This window comes from Halomicrobium katesii DSM 19301 (genome assembly GCF_000379085.1).
In the GTDB taxonomy this organism is placed as follows: Archaea; Halobacteriota; Halobacteria; order Halobacteriales; family Haloarculaceae; genus Halomicrobium; species Halomicrobium katesii.
The window spans coordinates 1,957,831-1,973,133 of the sequence record NZ_KB905378.1 but is presented as its reverse complement, the minus strand read 5'-3'; the positions used below and the strand labels follow the sequence as shown (position 1 = coordinate 1,973,133).

Below are 15,303 nucleotides of genomic sequence, written 5' to 3'. Positions count from 1 at the left end.
TGGGGGTATCATGGTCGATGCAGACCAGAAACGGCCCCTGCTCGCCGCCGCCCTGGCGTTTCTCTCGCCCGGTCTCGGTCACCTCTACCTCCGTGAGTGGATCCGTGCGCTGCTGTGGTTCACCCTCGCGATGCTCGGCGTCAGTATCCTCGCGCCGGAGGCCACGCTCCCGGCGGCGACGACGCCGGAGGCGATCTGGACGGCGTCAGTCGAGATGACCCGCGCCCTCTCCTGGCAGGCCCGCGGCGCGTTGCTGGCCGTCTCGCTGTTGAGCGTGCTCGACGCCTACCGGATCGCGACCGAGATCAACGCCGCGGCCGCCATCGAGGAGGGCCAACAGTGCCCCTACTGCGGGCGGGAACGCGACGAGGACCTCGACTTCTGTCACTGGTGTACGGCCGAACTGGAGTGACGAGTGCCTACGGGGCGCTACTTCTCGATGATCGACTCTTCGACGGCCTCGCCGAAGTGACGGGCCTTGTCGTCGGTGTACAACAGGAGTTCGTCGCCGGGCTCGATGTCGGTGATCGCGGTCCGGCCCTCGGCGGTGTGCATCTTGATCGTCTCGGCGTTCTGGATCAGCGTCTCGATGCGGTCGCCGTCCGCCGTCTCTGCCTGGACGCGGAACATCGGCCGCTTCTCGATCTTGGCGCGGCCGACGATGGCCTCGCGGGTGTTGCCGTCGGTGTCGACGACCTGGACCTCGTCGCCGCTCTGGAGTTCCGAGAGGTACTTGGTCCCGCCGTCGGGCGTGCGGACGTAGGCGTGGACCGCCCCGGCGTTGACCCGGAAGGGACGCGAGGCCACGTAGGGCGACTCGGCGGTCTCGGCGTGGACGAAAAAGAGCCCGCGCGCCATCGAGCCGATCAGCATTCCCTCGTCCTCGGCCATCAGCGAGCCCGTATCGATGCAGACGCGGTCAGCCGACCCGGTCTGTTCGATGTCGGTGACCTCGGCCCAGGACAGCGAGAGCTGTTCGCGGCCGACCTCGTCGCGGACTTCGACGGTGCGGCGGATCTCGTCGGGATCGTCCGTGTCCAGCAGGACGCCGTCGGCACCCAGTTCGAGCGTCTCGTAGGCGGTCTTTGCGTCCTCGGCAGTCTGGACGCCGGTGATCAGCTCCGTCTCGTCGCCGACGCGGGCGATGAGGTTCTCCAGGGGAATGATCTGCCAGTCGTCGCCGATGACGATGGTGAAGGCCGCCTCCTCGGCGACGGCCTCGGCGAAGCCCTCGTACTCCTTGGACCGGATGCGGACGTAGCCACCCTGTGGGGCCTCGCCGTCCTGGCGGAGCGCAGAGAGGTCGGCAGAGCCAGAGAAGTCAGAGGGCAGGTCGACGGTGCCGTCGCCCTCGCCGTCCTTGCCGACGACGCGGGCGTCGGGTTCGGCTTCCTCGCCCTCGGCGTCCATGACGGTGACGTCGCCACCGGCGAAGGCGGCGACGTTGACCTCACCGAGATCGCGGACGCGGGCCACGTCGTGTTCGTCGACGAGCACCCAGTCGACGCCGGCTTCGAGGCCAGCGGTGATTCGGCGCTTTCGGGTCTCCCAGTCGCCGACCTCGCTGTCGGCCTTGAGCCACACGCTTCGTGTCATTGTCCCACCTCTCGAATCGGTCCCGCTTGAACGTGGCGAATGCGGGCAATCGGCCCGGATAGAAGGATCACCGTCGCGCGTGACTGTCTCGTCGGTCAGATGTCGCCAGCGGTGGCCGCGTTCGACGTTCGCTACGCCTCGACGGCGAGACCGGCCGCACGGAGCGCGTCGGCGGCCTCGCTGTCCTCGTGGACGACGCTGGCGACGGCGCGAGCGATCTTCTCGGGTTCCTCGTGCTGGAAGATCGAGCGCCCTATCGAGACGCCGGCCGCCCCGGCGTCCATCGCCCCGCGGACGATGTCGAGCGTCTCCTCGTCGGTGCCCTTCGAGCCGCCCGCGATCAGGACGGGGAGTGCAGTCGACTCGACGACGCGTTCGAACGTCTCGGGCGTGCCGCTGTAGGCGGTCTTGACGAGATCGGCGTCGAGTTCCTCGGCCAGCCGGACCGCGTGGCCGAGGTCCTCGGCGAACAGCTCGGGGTCCTCGTCGCGAACGTCGTGGCCGCGAGCGTAGGCCATCGCCAGCACCGGCAGCCCGTACTCGCGGGCCGCGCTGGTGACCTCGGAGAGCTGTGAGATTTGGTCCGGTTCGTGCTCGCTGCCGACGTTGATGTGAAAGGAGACGGCGTCGGCCCCGGCCCGGATGGCGTCCTCGACGGTGCCGGTCGGTCGTTTGTCGCTCTCGTCTGGCCCGATCGAGGTCGAGCCGTTGAGGTGGACGACGTAGCCCGCGTCGTTCGTGTTCTCGTGGACGCGCCCGGCGATCCCGCGCTGGGTGAGGACGGCGTCCGCGCCGCCCGCCGTGACCGCGTCGATCGTCGATTCGATGTCGACGAGACCGTCGACGGCCCCGAGTGTGATGCCGTGGTCCATCGGGACGATGACGTGTCGCCCCCCTGTCCCGATCCGCGCCAGTCGTGCTGCTTTCCCTGCGCTCATGTTGTGCGAATGTGTGGCAAGTACGATTATGTTCCTTCCGGTTGCGGCCAGTGATACGTCGGCGGTTCACTCTGGAGTCGCTTCTTCGATGGCCTCACGCAACGCGTCTTCGGAGAGTTCGCCGACGGATCGTTCGACATCAGAGAACTCATCGCGGAGCGATTCGAGAGGATCGTCGTCCATGCGCATCGCTTGTAGCGCCAGACACTTCGTGATTCCTCCGGACGTGTGGCGAGTTACGACCCCTCTGCCGTCGCCTGCTGTTCCGCGCCCCGCAGCGCCCCCGCCTTCAGTTCGCGGGCCTTCCCTTCGAGCCGTTCGGCGACCTCGTCGGCGGGGTCGCCGTTCTCGTGGCCCTCGGCGACGATATCGACCAGCGCGGAGCCGACGATGATGCCGTCCGCTCCGGCCGAGACGATCCGCTCGGCGTGGTCGCCGGTCTTGATCCCGAAGCCGACGGCCTTTGGCACGTCCCACTCCGCAATCCGGGCGAGGCTCTCCTCGGTCGCGTCGTCTACGTCGTCCTTCGCGCCGGTGACGCCCAGCCGCGCCTGCACGTAGACGTAGCCCGAGGTCTGGTCCATCATCGACGCGAGCCGGTCGCCCTTCGTGGTCGGCGCGACGATGAAGATCAGATCCAGTCCGTACTCGTCACAGGCCGCCCGGAGCGGCCCGGCCTCTTCGGCGGGCAGGTCCGGCACGACGAACCCCTCGATACCGACCTCGGCGGCCTTCTCGACGAAGGGTTCTGGCCCTTGTCCGGAGCCATACTGGTAGATGAGGTTGTAGTAGGTCATACAGACCAGCGGCACGTCCACGTCCAACTCTTCGACGAACTCGAAGAACCGATCCGGACTCATTCCGGCGTCCAGCGAGCGGACGACGGCCTCCTGGATCGTCGACCCCTCGGCGATGGGTTCTGAGAACGGAAGCCCGAGTTCGATCACGTCCGCACCCCCGCGAGCGAGCGCCTCGACGTACTCGATCGAGGCGTCGTAGTCCGGATCGCCCGCGGCGAGATACGGGACGAAGGCGGGTTCGTCGGCGAAGGCCCGTTCCAGTCCCATCTAGATCCCGCCCCCGATCTCGTTGAAGATCGACATGTCCGGCGCGATGTCCAGATCGCGCTTCTGGGTCTCTTCGATGACGGTTTCGAGGTCCTTGTCCCCCCGGCCAGAGACGTTGACGATCACGGTGTCGCCGAGGTCGTCGTGGTGCTCATCTCGCGGCTCCGCCGCTCGATCGTCCGTGGCGGGTCCCGCCACGCGCTCTAGATAACCGAAGGCGTGGGCCGTCTCCAGCGCCGGGATGATACCCTCGTCCTGCGAGAGCCGGTGGAACGCTTCGAGTGCGGTGTCGTCGTCGACGTTGACCGGCGTCACGCGCCCCTCGTCGACGAGGTGGGCCAGTTCCGGACCGACGCCCGCGTAGTCGAGCCCCGCCGAGACGGAGTGTGACTCCATGATCTGGCCGTCAGAGTCCTGGAGGAGCTTCGTGCGCGCCCCGTGGAGTACCCCCTCGTCGCCGGTCGACAGCGACGCCGAGTTGGGCGCGACGCCTTCCTCCTCGTCGACCGACAGCGAGGAGCCGCCGGCCTCGACGGCGTAGAGGTCCACGTCGTCGTCCGGAACGAAGTGATGGAACGCGCCCATCGTGTTCGAGCCGCCGCCCGCACACGCCAGCACGGCGTCCGGGAGGCCGCCGGTCTTCTCGACGATCTGCTCGCGGGCCTCCTCGCTGATGACCGACTGGAAGTCCCGGACCATCGCCGGGAACGGAGCCGGGCCGACGATCGACCCGATGACGTAGTGGGTCGTCTCGACGGTGGTCGCCCAGTCTCGCATCGTCTCGCTGATCGCCTCTTTGAGCGTCCCGCGGCCGGTCGTCACCGGATTCACCTCGGCGTCGTTGATCCGCATCCGGAAGACGTTGGGCCGCTGGCGGGCGATGTCGGTCTCGCCCATGTAGATCTCGCAGGGCATGTCGAGGTGGGCCGCGGCCATCGCCGTCGCCGTGCCGTGCTGGCCAGCGCCGGTCTCCGCGATGATGCGCTCCTTGCCCATGTACTTCGCCAGGAGGACCTGCCCGAGCGCGTTGTTGAGCTTGTGAGCCCCGCCGTGGAGCAGGTCCTCTCGCTTGAGGTACACTTCGGTGTCGTAGCGCGCCGAGAGCTGGTCGGCCCGCTGTAGGGGCAGGGGTCGGCCGCCGAACTCCGCTAGCCGGCGACGGAACTCGTCCATGAAGCCGTCCTCGTTGTCGATCACGTACCGCTCGTAAGCGTCGGTCAGCTCCTCGATGGCCGGCATCAACGCCTCGGGTACGAACTGTCCGCCGTAGTCGCCGAATTTGGATTCGCTACTCATGTGTTGTCGTCGCTGTCGTCAGTCGTCGCGTGTTCGCTGTCACGTCCGTCTCCTCGGCCGGTGCGCTGTGGTCCATGATCGCAGAGCCGACGAGCAGGGCGTCGGCCCCGGCCCGGCGCATCTGGGCCACGTCGGCCGGGCTCTGGATGCCGCTCTCGGCGACGAGGGTCACACCCTCGGGGGCGTCCGGTGCGACCCGCTCGAAGGTGTCCAGATCCACCGCCAGTTTCGCCAGATCGCGGTTGTTGACGCCGACGATCTCCGCGCCGGCCTCGACCGCTCGCGCGAGCTCGTCGGCCGTGTGCGTCTCGACGAGGACCTGGAACCCCCGCTCGCGCGCGGCCGAGAGCAGGTCCGCCAGATCGCCCGTGTCGGGCTCGTCGAGAAAGCGCACGATCAACAGGATCACGTCCGCCTCGACCACGTCGAGCTGGTCCTCGTGGAGGACGAAATCCTTGCGCAGGACCGGCACGTCGACGGCCTCGCGGATCCGAGCCAGCGTCGCTTCGGACCCGCCGAAATGCTCGGGCTCGGTCAGCACGGACAGGGCCGCCGCTCCACCCTCGACCATCTGCTCGGCCAGCGCGACCGGATCCTCCGTGCGTTCGCCCGCCGCAGTCGGACTCGTCGGCTTTACCTCGGCGATCACCGGGACGCGACCGTCCGCTTCGGCGTCCGCGAACGCGTCGGTCAACGACCGGGGCTCGACGTCGACGCGGCCGTCGGCACCGCCACGCTCGCGGGCCGCCGCCAGGATCGACTCGACCGCCGGTGCGATCTCCTCACTATCGCCCATTACTGTACACTAACGGACAGAGTTGCACATAAGACTTGCCCTTGGCGACGACGGCCTCGGCCCGGTTCGCTCGGTGGCCTCGGCGGAGCGGCTTTGTCGGCGGAGACCCGTCGGCGTCCGGTCGTCGGTCGGGAGCCGAATCTTCAAGACGCGACCGGGCGAGTGATCGGACATGGCCAGCCCAGAGGCGGGAATCTACGCGCGCGAGTTCGAGTTTCTCGACCGGTACGTCCAGTTCGGGGCGGCGGGCGAGAAGATCATCCAGCTGTCGTTCCCCGAGCGGCCGGCAGCGGAGAGTCGAACCGACCACGACCTCCTCGACCGGATCGAGGGGTATCTGAGCAACGAGACGGACGATTTCCGTGACGTCGATGTCGGCCTGACCGTCTCGACCGAGCGCCGGAGCGTGCTCGAAGCGGTCCGGGAGATCCCCTACGGCGAGGAGGCCGGCGTCGACCAGCTCGTGCGGATGGCTCCGGTGCTGGACCCGAGCGACGACGAGAGCGCGCGGATCGTCAGAGAGGCCCTCGCGGACAACCCGGTCCCGCTGGTGATCCCCGACCATCGCGTCCGGGACGGCCCCAGCGGCGCGCCGCCGGCAGTCGAGCAGAAGCTCCGGAGCATCGAGGGGCTGTGAGACGCGTTCGGGGCGACGATCGCCCCCGGTCGGGCGCGACCCGAGAGCCACACGCTTATGTAATACGGCGTAGTTGAGCGCAAACATGCCGACGATCAGTGCGCGCCTCTCCGACGAGGAGCAGGCAGAGCTGGACGCCGTCGCAGAACTGCTCGCAGAGGACCGCTCGACGACGATCAGGAAGGCCCTCGACGAGGGGCTGGAGACCCTCCGGATCCGGGTCGCGGTCGAGCGCTACCAGTCCGGCGACGTGTCGGCCGCCGAGGCCGCACAGCTGGCCGATCTCTCGATCGCCGAGTGGCTCGACGTGGCTCGGGAACGCAACCTCACGACACAGCTCGCGCTGTCGGATCTGGAGCTCGACGCCGACACCGCGACGGAGCTATGAGTCGGATCTACGTCGGGCCGACGGCGGTGTACAGCCTCGGGCAGGTCGGCGAACTCTCTTTGCTGACCTCTTTCGACGGTGACGTCGTCGTACCCCAGCCCGTCTGCGAGGCCTCGGCCGTCGAGCCGACGGCGACGAACCTCGACGAGTTGCTCGACGGCGACGACGTGCGAGCGGTCACCGAAGCCGACGCCGACATCGAGCGCGCACAGCGACTCCTCGGCGAGAAGGACGTGGGGACGGCGGCGTCGGTGATCGCGGGCGTCCTGGCGCGTCGGGACTCCGACGACCGATCGGCCGTCGCGGTCGTCTCGGAGGATCGGACCGTCCGCCAGATGTGTCGCGGACTCGGTGCCCAGGTCACCAGCAGTTTCGGCGTCGTCGTCCGGGCGACGCTGGAAGACAAGTACCTGAGCCCGCGACAGGCAAAGCGGATCGTCCGCCGGATCGACCAGCACGGGATGCACCTGACCGGCGAACTCCGCGAGCGCGCCGTCGGCGAGATCGGCGACTAGGGTTGTACCGCCCGGGACGGCGACGGGTCCTCGCGGACGAGGATGTAGATCAGGAGTCCGATGACGCCGCCGACGAACGTGACGACGGCCCACAGCGTCGCGCTGTCCATGCCGCGGTCGGTCGCGTCGTTGTACACCCAGTACGACACCCACACCCACAGCGCGGTAATTGCGAGCCCGAACAGGAGGAACACCAGTACGAATCCAGCCTGGAGAGGGACCATTTGGAACACGCGTGGCTGGTGTCGTGGCTCCGATAAAAATCGTGTGGTAGCCGTCGAGAGCGTCGGCGAGGGCCGCTCGCTTTCGAGGACCGCTCACTTCGTTCGCGCCCCTCGCCCCCTACGAACTCAATCTCTGCCGATCTCGCGGGAAGAGAGGAAGACGGTCCTGCGAGACTCACTCTGTTCGTCCCGCTGGCTCTCAGGTTTGTCGCTGCTCGCGTGTCGCTTCGCTCCCGCTCGCTTTCGAGGACCGCTCACTTCGTTCGCGCCCCTCGCCCCCTACGGACTCAATCTCTGGCGATCTCGCGGGAAGAGAACGGCTTCTCGAATGTTCCCGAGGCCGAGCATCGTCATGATGAGGCGCTCGCCGCCGAGACCCCAGCCGGCGTGGGGTGGCATACCGTACTTGAACATCTTCGTGTAGTAGTCGAAGGCTTCGGGATCGAGGCCCTGCTGTTCGAACCCGTCGACGAGGTGGTCGTAGCGGTGTTCGCGGGCACCGCCCGAGACCAGTTCCATCTCGGGGTGCATCATGTCGAAGCCGGTCGAGACCTCGTCGTCTTTGTCCATGATGTAGAACGGCTTGATCTCGCTGGGCCAGTCGGTGATGAAGTAGTGCTCGCCCACGTCCTGGCCGAGCGCGTGTTCGCCCTCGGTCGGCAGGTCGTCGCCCCAGACGAGCGGCTCGTCGAGCTCGCCCGTGGCGTTGATGCGCTCGATGGCCTCCTCGTAGGTCAGGCGCGGGAACTCGCCCTCGGGGGCCTCGAACTCGTCGGCCAGGTCCAGCGCAACGAGCTCGTCCTGACAGTTCGACTCGACGGCCTCGTAGGCGGCTTTGACGACGGCCTCGCAGGCGTCCATCGCTTCGGTGTGATCGGCGAACGCCGACTCGAAGTCGATCGAGGTCGCCTCGTTGAGGTGGCGCGGCGTGTTGTGTTCCTCGGCGCGGAAGATCGGCCCGATCTCGAAGACCCGCTCCAGCCCGGAGCCGACCATCAGCTGCTTGAACAGCTGGGGGCTCTGGTTCATGAACGCTTCCTGGCCGAAGTAGGTGATCGGGAACAGCTCGGTGCCGCCCTCGGTGCCGGTGGCGACGATCTTGGGCGTGTTGATCTCCGTGCAGCCGAGGTCGCGGAACTGTTCGCGCACCGCGCGCAGCACTTCCGCGCGGATCTCGAAGATCGCCTTGACCTCGTCCTTGCGGAGGTCCAGCGTGCGGTTGTCCAGTCGGGTCGACAGCTCGGCGTCGACCTTGCCGGAGGGGTCGAGTGGCAGTTCGGGGTCGGCCTCGCTGATCACGTCGACCGATTCGGGCGTGATCTCGACGCCGGTCGGCGCGCGCGGTTCCTCTTCGACGTCGCCCGTGACGGAGATGACCGACTCGCGGTGGACGTTCAGACCCGTCTCCACGAGTTCGTCGTCCATCTCCTCGACCTCGAACTTGACCTGAATCTTCCCTTCCGTGTCTCGGAGGATGAGGAAGGCGATACCACCGAGGTCGCGCACCTCGTGGACCCAGCCGGCGACGGTGACCGTGTCGCCGGGCTCGGCGTCTGCCGTGTACGTTCGCTCGTCCATAGGCGTCCGTTTGACGGGCGGGACTTAAACTCCGTTTATTCTCTCTCGTCGATGGCGTCCCGTGACAGCGTCCGGATCGTCTCGGGTGCCAGTTCACAGCGATCCCAGGCCGGCAGTCGGCGGTCCTCGCCGGGGTCGGCCACCCCACGGACGTACTCTCGGACCTGCTCGCGTTCGCTGGCGGCGTCGTAGGTTAGCCCGTTGAACCGCGCGTCGGCGGCGTACTGGTCGACGAGCGCGTCGGCAGCGGTCGTGTACGCGTCCCGGAGGCGGTCGTACTCGACGGCGACGCCCTGGTCGTCGAGCACCTGGAAGAGCGCGCCACCGACCGCCTCGCACATATCGCCCAGTCCCGACGGGCCGCCGACCGAGCGGTGGTCGTGCTCGTGGGTCCCCAGGTCGACCTGTGCGCTGCCGGCGAAGCCCGCCGCGTCGTAGGCGTCTCCGAGCGTGCCGATCTCCAGCCCCCAGCCGGGCTGGGCGCGGAGCGATCTGGCGACCGCGCTCGTCGCGGCGAACTCGCCGGCCAGCGCGTAGCGAAACGACAGGAGGTAGTCGATCACCGGATGATCGACCGTCTCGTCGAGGGCGCGCAAGAGCGGGCGGACGAACAGGCGAAACAGCCGTCCGTAGAGGCGTCCGTCCTCGACGCGGGCGTAGTAGCCCTTGGCGAAGCTGTGGTCGCCGGCCAGGGGTGCGAGCAGTTTCGGGACCTGCTCGGCCCCGTAGCTCGTGGCGTCGGCGTCGTGTACCGCCACGTAGTCGTGGCGCGCGGCCACGCCCAGCGCGAGCCACACGTCTCGGCCCTTGCCGGCCTCGGCGACGAGGTCACGCTCGCGCAGGTGCTCCTCGACGCGGGGCGCGTTGCACCACAGCACCTCGGCGTCGAAGTCGAAGCCGTCGATCCACTCGGTCACCGCGGCCACCTCGCCCGGGCTGGCCCGCAACGGGACGTACACCCGCTCGGGGTCGACCGACGCCAGGGTCGAGAAGACGTGCTCGGCGGCGAGGCTGGCGTGCTCGCGCTCGGTCATGGGGACGACGACCGCGGCCCGATCGGTCGGGGCGGCGGGGTTCGTGCCGTCGTAATCGTGTAGCGTAGCGATCCGTTCCTGGACGTACTCCATCACTCTCCACTTCGGTTCCGGCCTCAAAAACAGCGTGCCTACGCCCGTGCACCGGTCGGAAGCTGGCCGTCGACGTACAGTCCCGTGAGCCCGAGCAACACCGCCGCGAGCACCGCCACCAGCCCGGTGAAGATCGCCTCGAAGGAGTAGCCGGCCGACGAGAGGCTGCCGACGATCGTACTGCCCGAGGCCTGGATGATCATCATCGTCCCGCTGTAGACGGCGTAGGCGCTCCCGCGGTGGTGGTCCGGGAGCGAGCCCAGCAGGTACGTGTCGACCGCCGGAAAGAGGCTGTGGATCACGTAGCCGAGAACGGCGCTGAGGACCGCCAGCCCGAGGTAGCTGGACAGTAGCGTCGTCGCGTAGACCGAGAGCAAGAATCCGCCGATGATCGAGAGGATGTAGGGTAACACGGGCAGTCGGTCTGCCAGCCGCCCGGAGACGAAGAAAGCCGGCACGCCAGCGCCGAACGCGATCGTCAGCAACTGGTTCGCCTGGGCACCGGTCAGCCCCTTCGCGAGGAAGTACTTCACGTAGAAGTTGAACAGGCCGTTCCAGACCAGCCCCGTGACGCCGATGACGGCCACGCCCGCGAGCACGATCCGCCACTGGTGGCGCGCGGCCGCCAGGAAGGCGGTGTCTTCCGCACCGGCGTCGGGCATCTCCGTCCGACGAGCGGTGAGGGCGAAGGCGATCCCGGAGACGACGGCGGCGACGGCCATCGCTCGGAACACGGTCCGCCAGTCGCCGACGCCCAGAGCGGCAACGACGATCGCCGGCGCGCTGACCGCAGCGAGCTGGCTGGCGGTGCCGTGGATACCCAGGGTCGACCCGACCCGGTCGGGGAACAGTTCGCTCGCCAGGGGATTGCCCGCGATGAAGTACGAGCCGCTGGCCAGTCCCATCAGGAAGGCCCCGATCATCACGGCCGGGACGCTGTTGGCGAGCGACGTGGCGACGGCCGCGACCGCCAGGATTCCCGAGGACGCCAGGATGACGGCGCTGCGAGAGATTCGCGTCAGGAGGTAGCCGGTCGGGATGCGGGGCAGTGCGCTCCCGAGCCACGCGAGCGTCGCGATGGTCCCCAGCGCGGCGTCGTTGGCGTCGAGCGCGGTACCGAGTGGCTCCAGCAGGGGCGCGAACACGACCCGTGCGAGGTTGACCAGGAAGACGAGCCCCAGCAACGACCCGAAGACCGTTCGACGAGACACGCTAACTGGGCAGTCAGTCAACGGCACAAACCTTCCGGTCCGTCGCGAGCCTTTTTACGCTCGGCCGTTCCACCACCAGCTATGGACTCAGTACGGTCCGGACTTCGGGCGGGGGATCTGGAGAAGGACAACTACGGGCGGCTCTCCTGTACCAGCTGTGACAAGGAGCTGGGAACGGAGAACGACCCCGACGAGATCGGAAAGATCCGCGTCTGTCCCGGCTGTGAGAGCAAGTGGCAGGAGATGTAGCTACTCGAAGACGGCGTCGAACGCGCTCGCACCGAGTGGCTCGTACCGACCGGCCGCGACGTTCTCGACGACGTGTTCGGGCGATCCCATCCCCACCAGTGCGGACGTGACGCCCGGCGGAGACCGGGCGAAGTTGATCGACCGCTGGACGCTGGTGTCGCCGTCGAGTCTGGCCGCGATATCGTCGGGCAGCCCCGTCGACAGCTCCCCTTGCATGATCGACGCGCTGGCAAACACCGACAGCTCGGCCTCGTGGGCGAACCACAGCGCGGACTGGGTGCCCTCCGCCCCCTCGTGGGCCTCGACGGTGAAGGCGTCGGCCATCTGAACGTTGAACGGGAGCTGGACCCCGCGAAAGCCGGTCGTCTCGTTTTCGGCCGTGGCGGCCGCCGACTGCGCACGACGCACGATCTCGGGCAGCGAGAGGTAGCTGTCGTGGTCCGCGGGCACCCGGAACGCGTCCCACGTCGCCACGCCGTAGTGTCTGATGTCTCCCGCCGCGCGGCGTCGTTCCAGGCGCTCGAAGGTCGCTTCGAGCTGGTCGTACACCGCCGCTCGCGAGTTCGCTTCGAGCTGTGTCTCCGGGTTGTGGACGTAGTAGAGGTCGATCGTGTCCACACCGAGGTTGTCCAGCGAGCGGTCGAGCTGGTCCTCGATGAACGCCGGTGCGATGCAGTGGTGCCCGCGGACGAGGTCGTCGCTGTCGACGATGCCGGTGTCGAGATACTCCGACCCGACGTACGCGCCGGGATCGGCCGGGCGGTCCTCGTCGAAGGGGACGAATCCGCCTTTCGTCGCCACGAGGACCGACTCTCTGTCGACCGGCCCCGTCCGGACCACGTCGCCGACGACGCGCTCCGAGCGCTGGTGTCGGTAGTTGATCGCCGTGTCGACGACGTTGATCCCGGAGCGGAGCGCATCGGCGATCGCTTCCCGGTAGCGCTCGTCTCGCTCGTCGGTCGGATCGCCCAGGTAGGTGCCGACGCCGATGCTCGAGACGACACAGTCACCGAACCGCCTGAAGTAAGTGCGGGCGAAGTCGTCGTGGTCGTCGCGGTAGGCCCAGGTCGCCGACTGAGTTGCCATAGTCGCCGTTGGCTCTCGACGGTCAAAAGCGGTCAGATATCGCCGGCCATCGCGTCGAACAGGTGCCCCTTGAAGTCGGTCATCGCGACGCCGCTTCCCGGTCCGATCCCGTTCATGTGATCGATCGAGAGCTGCCCTCCGCCCATCCGGGCGTGGCCGCCCGCCGACCCCATCGGAATGTCGTCGACGACCGTCTGGAGGACGTTGCCCATGTGGACGCGGTCGTCGCGCGAGCGCCCGGAGAGGTGCAGCGTGTCCTCTTTGCGCCCCATCACGACGACCGCCGTCACGCCCTCCAGTCGGAGCAGTTCGTCGGCGGCCTGTGGAATCGCGTCCACGTTCGAGACCGCGCCCACGTCGCTGATCGCGAAGGCGTTCTCGATCTGGCGGTCGGTGATCGCACGGGCTTTCACGTCCAGGACCTCGGCGTCGACCTGTGGGTTCGCGATTCTGTCGAGCAGGTCTTCGTCGATCCCGTCGTAGAGGTACTCGGCGGCCGCGAACTCCGCGGACGAACACCCCTTCGTGAGCTGTTTCGTGTCTGACTGGATACCGTAGAGCAGCCCCGTCGCGACCGCCTGATCGATCTGGTCGTCGCCGGTGGCCGTCGCGTCGTCGTCGGCTAGTTCCCAGTCGAGAGTCTCGAAGTACTCCGCGAAGATCGTCGCACAGGCACCGTAGCCGGTGCGAACGTCTGACAACTCCGACCCCTCGCCGCCGCCGGGGTGGTGGTCGATCACGGCGATCGGATCGATGCTCTCCGCGCCGGGGAAGCCACGCGCCTCGTTGTGGTCGACCAGGACGACATCGTTCTCGCGTAGCTCGCCGGCCTCCTCGATGCGATCGAAGTCCAGATCGAGAACGGTCTGAAACGCGCGGTTTTCCTGATGGCGAATCTGTCCGGGGTAGTACATCGTCGGCGACGAACCGGCCTGGGTCGCCAGCCTGTCGACGGCCAGCGCACTCGACATCGCGTCCGGATCGGGATTCGGATGCATCAACACGGCGACCTCGTCGGTCGACGCCAGCAGTCGCTGGAAGCGTTCGGCCGGCGACCGGCGGAGTCTGTCGATCGCGAGGCGGACTCCGACGAGAAAGACGAGGAGCCCGACGACCACGAGCGCGGCCACCAGCGGCGATTCACGCGCGAACACGGTGACGCTATCGACGACTCGCTGGAGGCCACCTACTTGCCAGATCGGCATACGGACGCAGTTTTCAGCGTCACCGGATAAGAAGGTTCCCCCGGTCTGATACGTTTGGCGGTCAGTTCGCGGCCCGGTAGCGCTCGATCGCGTCGCGGTACCCCGACCGGAAGGTCGGATGGGCGAACTCGTAGCCCAGCGAGTGCAGTCGGTCGTTCGAGCAGCGCTTGCTCGTCTGGATTCGGCGACGCGCGGTCTCCGAGAGGTCGTCGTCCGCGAGGCGCTCGGCCGTGGTCCGTTTGGGTGGCTCCGCGACGCCACACTCCTCGGCCAGCCAGTCGGCGAAGGCCCACTTCGAGACCGGTTCGTCGTCGACGACCAGCACGGTCTCGTCCCGAGCCACTCCCTCCCGGAGGAGGAACGCGACCGCGCCCGCCGCGTCCGCGCGGTGCACCATGTTCAGGTACCCCTCAGTGACGGGGCCGTCGAGGTACCGCTCCAGGCGGTACCGGTCGGGGCCGTACAGTCCGGCAAAGCGGGCGACGGTCCCGTCGATGCCGCGGTCCAGCGCCCGCTCTCTGGCGATGCGCTCGGCCTCGGCGAGGACCCGCGTCTTGTCGGTCTGGGGGTCGAGCGGCGTCGTCTCGTCGACCCAGTCGCCGTCGTGGTCGCCGTACACGCCCGTACTGGACGTGTACACGAGCCGCGCTGGCGGATCGTCGCGCGCTCCGAAGTGGTCGATCACCGTCTGGAGGCCCTCGACGTACACCCGGCGCGCCGCGTCGGCTCCCCGCCCGCCGGAACTGGCAGCGAAGACGACCGCGTCTGCGTCGGGGACGGCAGCGAGGTCGTCGGCGTCGGTCACGTCGGCCCGGACCGCCGTGCCACCGGCGTCCTCGATCGCCGCCGCGGCGTCTGGAGAGCGGCGCACACCGACCACGTCGTGGCCCGCGCCGGTCAGCTGGCGGCAGAGAGCCAGCCCGACGTACCCGCAGCCGAGGATGGCGACCCGCATCGGTCACCCCTCGCGCTGGGCGATGAACTGGTGGAGGAGGGCGTACTCCGCGACGGTCATCGGAAACCGGCCCTCGACCTTCTGCTGGATCTCCTTCGGTTCGAGCCGGCCGTCGATACCCGACGCGAGCGTTTCCACGTCCAGGACCCCCGTCGTCATCCCCATCAGGAGGATGTCCCGCGCGTCCGCGGCGATCGTGTCGGCGTGGGGACGGCCCTCGTCGAGCGCCAGGATCGCTGCGGCCTCGGTGAGTTCGATCTCCGGGGAGGCACCGTCGAGCAGCGCCGTGATCCGGTCTCGGTCCAGCGGCGTCTCGTCGACGGCCCGGTCGACGCCGACGGATTCGACGGTCTCGGCCAGCCGCGTCTCGTAGGCCCGCCGGAGAGTCTCTGGTGACTGCTCGCCCGCGTCCTCGAATTCGCCTCTGAGCATACG

General features: G+C 68.1%; 18 protein-coding genes. 5 read left to right on the top strand and 13 right to left on the bottom strand.

The annotated features are described in order from the left end of the window. Positions 1-10: 10 nt before the first annotated feature. Positions 11-412, top strand: a complete 402-nt coding sequence (locus HALKA_RS0110465; RefSeq protein ID WP_015763981.1) for a DUF7575 domain-containing protein — start codon at positions 11-13, stop codon at positions 410-412. A gap of 17 nt (positions 413-429) precedes the next feature. On the opposite strand, the gene HALKA_RS0110460 is transcribed toward HALKA_RS0110465, so the two are convergent. From HALKA_RS0110460 to trpC, 5 genes are all read right to left on the bottom strand, one after another. Next, positions 430-1,596, bottom strand: coding sequence for a 3-dehydroquinate synthase II (locus HALKA_RS0110460; protein WP_026190266.1), 1,167 nt, complete (start codon positions 1,594-1,596; stop codon positions 430-432). Positions 1,597-1,727: 131 nt separating this feature from the next. Further along, complete coding sequence (locus tag HALKA_RS0110455; RefSeq protein ID WP_018257941.1) at positions 1,728-2,534, bottom strand: 2-amino-3,7-dideoxy-D-threo-hept-6-ulosonate synthase; 807 nt, start codon at positions 2,532-2,534, stop codon at positions 1,728-1,730. Between the two features lie 236 nt (positions 2,535-2,770). After that, a complete protein-coding gene (trpA, locus tag HALKA_RS0110445; RefSeq protein WP_018257939.1) occupies positions 2,771-3,601 on the bottom strand; it encodes a tryptophan synthase subunit alpha in 831 nt (276 codons plus the stop codon). Continuing rightward, positions 3,602-4,897 (bottom strand): tryptophan synthase subunit beta, encoded by a 1,296-nt coding sequence (trpB, locus tag HALKA_RS0110440; RefSeq protein ID WP_018257938.1) that lies wholly within the window; start codon positions 4,895-4,897, stop codon positions 3,602-3,604. Continuing rightward, on the bottom strand, positions 4,890-5,693 hold the full coding sequence (gene trpC / locus HALKA_RS0110435) for an indole-3-glycerol phosphate synthase (RefSeq protein WP_018257937.1): 804 nt from the start codon (positions 5,691-5,693) through the stop codon (positions 4,890-4,892). Before trpC ends, trpB begins: the two co-directional genes overlap by 8 nt. 172 nt (positions 5,694-5,865) lie before the next feature. Here trpC and HALKA_RS0110430 point away from each other — a divergent pair, with 172 nt between their 5' ends. The 3 genes from HALKA_RS0110430 (at position 5,866) to HALKA_RS0110420 (ending at position 7,233) form a co-directional block, all read left to right on the top strand. Beyond that, positions 5,866-6,330 (top strand): MGMT family protein, encoded by a 465-nt coding sequence (locus HALKA_RS0110430; RefSeq protein ID WP_018257936.1) that lies wholly within the window; start codon positions 5,866-5,868, stop codon positions 6,328-6,330. 85 nt (positions 6,331-6,415) lie between these two features. After that, on the top strand, positions 6,416-6,718 hold the full coding sequence (locus tag HALKA_RS0110425) for a UPF0175 family protein (RefSeq protein WP_018257935.1): 303 nt from the start codon (positions 6,416-6,418) through the stop codon (positions 6,716-6,718). Further along, positions 6,715-7,233 carry a PIN domain-containing protein gene (locus HALKA_RS0110420; RefSeq protein ID WP_018257934.1) on the top strand — a complete coding sequence of 173 codons (519 nt, stop codon included), beginning with the start codon at positions 6,715-6,717 and terminating at the stop codon, positions 7,231-7,233. The genes HALKA_RS0110425 and HALKA_RS0110420 overlap by 4 nt, the downstream gene beginning before the upstream one ends. Here HALKA_RS0110420 and HALKA_RS0110415 read toward each other — a convergent pair. The 4 genes from HALKA_RS0110415 to HALKA_RS0110400 all read right to left on the bottom strand — a co-directional run bounded on the left by HALKA_RS0110415 (position 7,230) and on the right by HALKA_RS0110400 (position 11,373). Continuing rightward, positions 7,230-7,457 (bottom strand): PLDc N-terminal domain-containing protein, encoded by a 228-nt coding sequence (locus HALKA_RS0110415; protein WP_018257933.1) that lies wholly within the window; start codon positions 7,455-7,457, stop codon positions 7,230-7,232. The genes HALKA_RS0110420 and HALKA_RS0110415 overlap by 4 nt on opposite strands. Positions 7,458-7,736: 279 nt before the next feature. After that, the gene (gene aspS / locus HALKA_RS0110410; protein ID WP_018257932.1) at positions 7,737-9,035 is read right to left on the bottom strand and encodes an aspartate--tRNA(Asn) ligase; all 1,299 of its coding nucleotides are present in this window, start codon (positions 9,033-9,035) and stop codon (positions 7,737-7,739) included. 35 nt (positions 9,036-9,070) lie between these two features. Continuing rightward, on the bottom strand, positions 9,071-10,162 hold the full coding sequence (locus tag HALKA_RS0110405) for a glycosyltransferase family protein (RefSeq protein ID WP_018257931.1): 1,092 nt from the start codon (positions 10,160-10,162) through the stop codon (positions 9,071-9,073). Between the two features lie 38 nt (positions 10,163-10,200). After that, positions 10,201-11,373: an MFS transporter gene (locus HALKA_RS0110400; RefSeq protein WP_018257930.1), complete on the bottom strand. Its 1,173-nt coding sequence runs from the start codon at positions 11,371-11,373 to the stop codon at positions 10,201-10,203. Positions 11,374-11,454: 81 nt separating this feature from the next. Here HALKA_RS0110400 and HALKA_RS21400 point away from each other — a divergent pair, with 81 nt between their 5' ends. Continuing rightward, a complete protein-coding gene (locus tag HALKA_RS21400; RefSeq protein WP_018257929.1) occupies positions 11,455-11,622 on the top strand; it encodes an HVO_0758 family zinc finger protein in 168 nt (55 codons plus the stop codon). Here HALKA_RS21400 and HALKA_RS0110390 read toward each other — a convergent pair whose 3' ends face one another. The 4 genes from HALKA_RS0110390 to HALKA_RS0110375 form a co-directional block, all read right to left on the bottom strand. After that, positions 11,623-12,708 (bottom strand): aldo/keto reductase, encoded by a 1,086-nt coding sequence (locus tag HALKA_RS0110390; protein ID WP_018257928.1) that lies wholly within the window; start codon positions 12,706-12,708, stop codon positions 11,623-11,625. It abuts the gene before it with no gap. A gap of 32 nt (positions 12,709-12,740) precedes the next feature. Then, the gene (locus HALKA_RS0110385; protein WP_018257927.1) at positions 12,741-13,913 is read right to left on the bottom strand and encodes a DHH family phosphoesterase; all 1,173 of its coding nucleotides are present in this window, start codon (positions 13,911-13,913) and stop codon (positions 12,741-12,743) included. Positions 13,914-13,974: 61 nt separating this feature from the next. Further along, complete coding sequence (locus tag HALKA_RS0110380) at positions 13,975-14,868, bottom strand: SDR family oxidoreductase (RefSeq protein WP_018257926.1); 894 nt, start codon at positions 14,866-14,868, stop codon at positions 13,975-13,977. A gap of 3 nt (positions 14,869-14,871) precedes the next feature. Further along, positions 14,872-15,300 carry a DUF5791 family protein gene (locus HALKA_RS0110375; protein WP_018257925.1) on the bottom strand — a complete coding sequence of 143 codons (429 nt, stop codon included), beginning with the start codon at positions 15,298-15,300 and terminating at the stop codon, positions 14,872-14,874. Positions 15,301-15,303 lie beyond the last annotated feature (3 nt).

Coding starts and splice junctions, on each gene's coding strand:
- HALKA_RS0110455 (WP_018257941.1), bottom strand. CDS start 2,534: ATGAGCGCAGGGAAAGCAGCACGACTGGCGCGGATCGGGACAGGGGGG.
- aspS (WP_018257932.1), bottom strand. CDS start 9,035: ATGGACGAGCGAACGTACACGGCAGACGCCGAGCCCGGCGACACGGTC.
- HALKA_RS0110425 (WP_018257935.1), top strand. CDS start 6,416: ATGCCGACGATCAGTGCGCGCCTCTCCGACGAGGAGCAGGCAGAGCTG.
- HALKA_RS0110460 (WP_026190266.1), bottom strand. CDS start 1,596: ATGACACGAAGCGTGTGGCTCAAGGCCGACAGCGAGGTCGGCGACTGG.
- HALKA_RS21400 (WP_018257929.1), top strand. CDS start 11,455: ATGGACTCAGTACGGTCCGGACTTCGGGCGGGGGATCTGGAGAAGGAC.
- HALKA_RS0110430 (WP_018257936.1), top strand. CDS start 5,866: ATGGCCAGCCCAGAGGCGGGAATCTACGCGCGCGAGTTCGAGTTTCTC.
- trpC (WP_018257937.1), bottom strand. CDS start 5,693: ATGGGCGATAGTGAGGAGATCGCACCGGCGGTCGAGTCGATCCTGGCG.
- HALKA_RS0110415 (WP_018257933.1), bottom strand. CDS start 7,457: ATGGTCCCTCTCCAGGCTGGATTCGTACTGGTGTTCCTCCTGTTCGGG.
- HALKA_RS0110465 (WP_015763981.1), top strand. CDS start 11: ATGGTCGATGCAGACCAGAAACGGCCCCTGCTCGCCGCCGCCCTGGCG.
- trpB (WP_018257938.1), bottom strand. CDS start 4,897: ATGAGTAGCGAATCCAAATTCGGCGACTACGGCGGACAGTTCGTACCC.
- HALKA_RS0110385 (WP_018257927.1), bottom strand. CDS start 13,913: ATGCCGATCTGGCAAGTAGGTGGCCTCCAGCGAGTCGTCGATAGCGTC.
- HALKA_RS0110405 (WP_018257931.1), bottom strand. CDS start 10,162: ATGGAGTACGTCCAGGAACGGATCGCTACGCTACACGATTACGACGGC.
- HALKA_RS0110390 (WP_018257928.1), bottom strand. CDS start 12,708: ATGGCAACTCAGTCGGCGACCTGGGCCTACCGCGACGACCACGACGAC.
- trpA (WP_018257939.1), bottom strand. CDS start 3,601: ATGGGACTGGAACGGGCCTTCGCCGACGAACCCGCCTTCGTCCCGTAT.
- HALKA_RS0110420 (WP_018257934.1), top strand. CDS start 6,715: ATGAGTCGGATCTACGTCGGGCCGACGGCGGTGTACAGCCTCGGGCAG.
- HALKA_RS0110375 (WP_018257925.1), bottom strand. CDS start 15,300: ATGCTCAGAGGCGAATTCGAGGACGCGGGCGAGCAGTCACCAGAGACT.
- HALKA_RS0110380 (WP_018257926.1), bottom strand. CDS start 14,868: ATGCGGGTCGCCATCCTCGGCTGCGGGTACGTCGGGCTGGCTCTCTGC.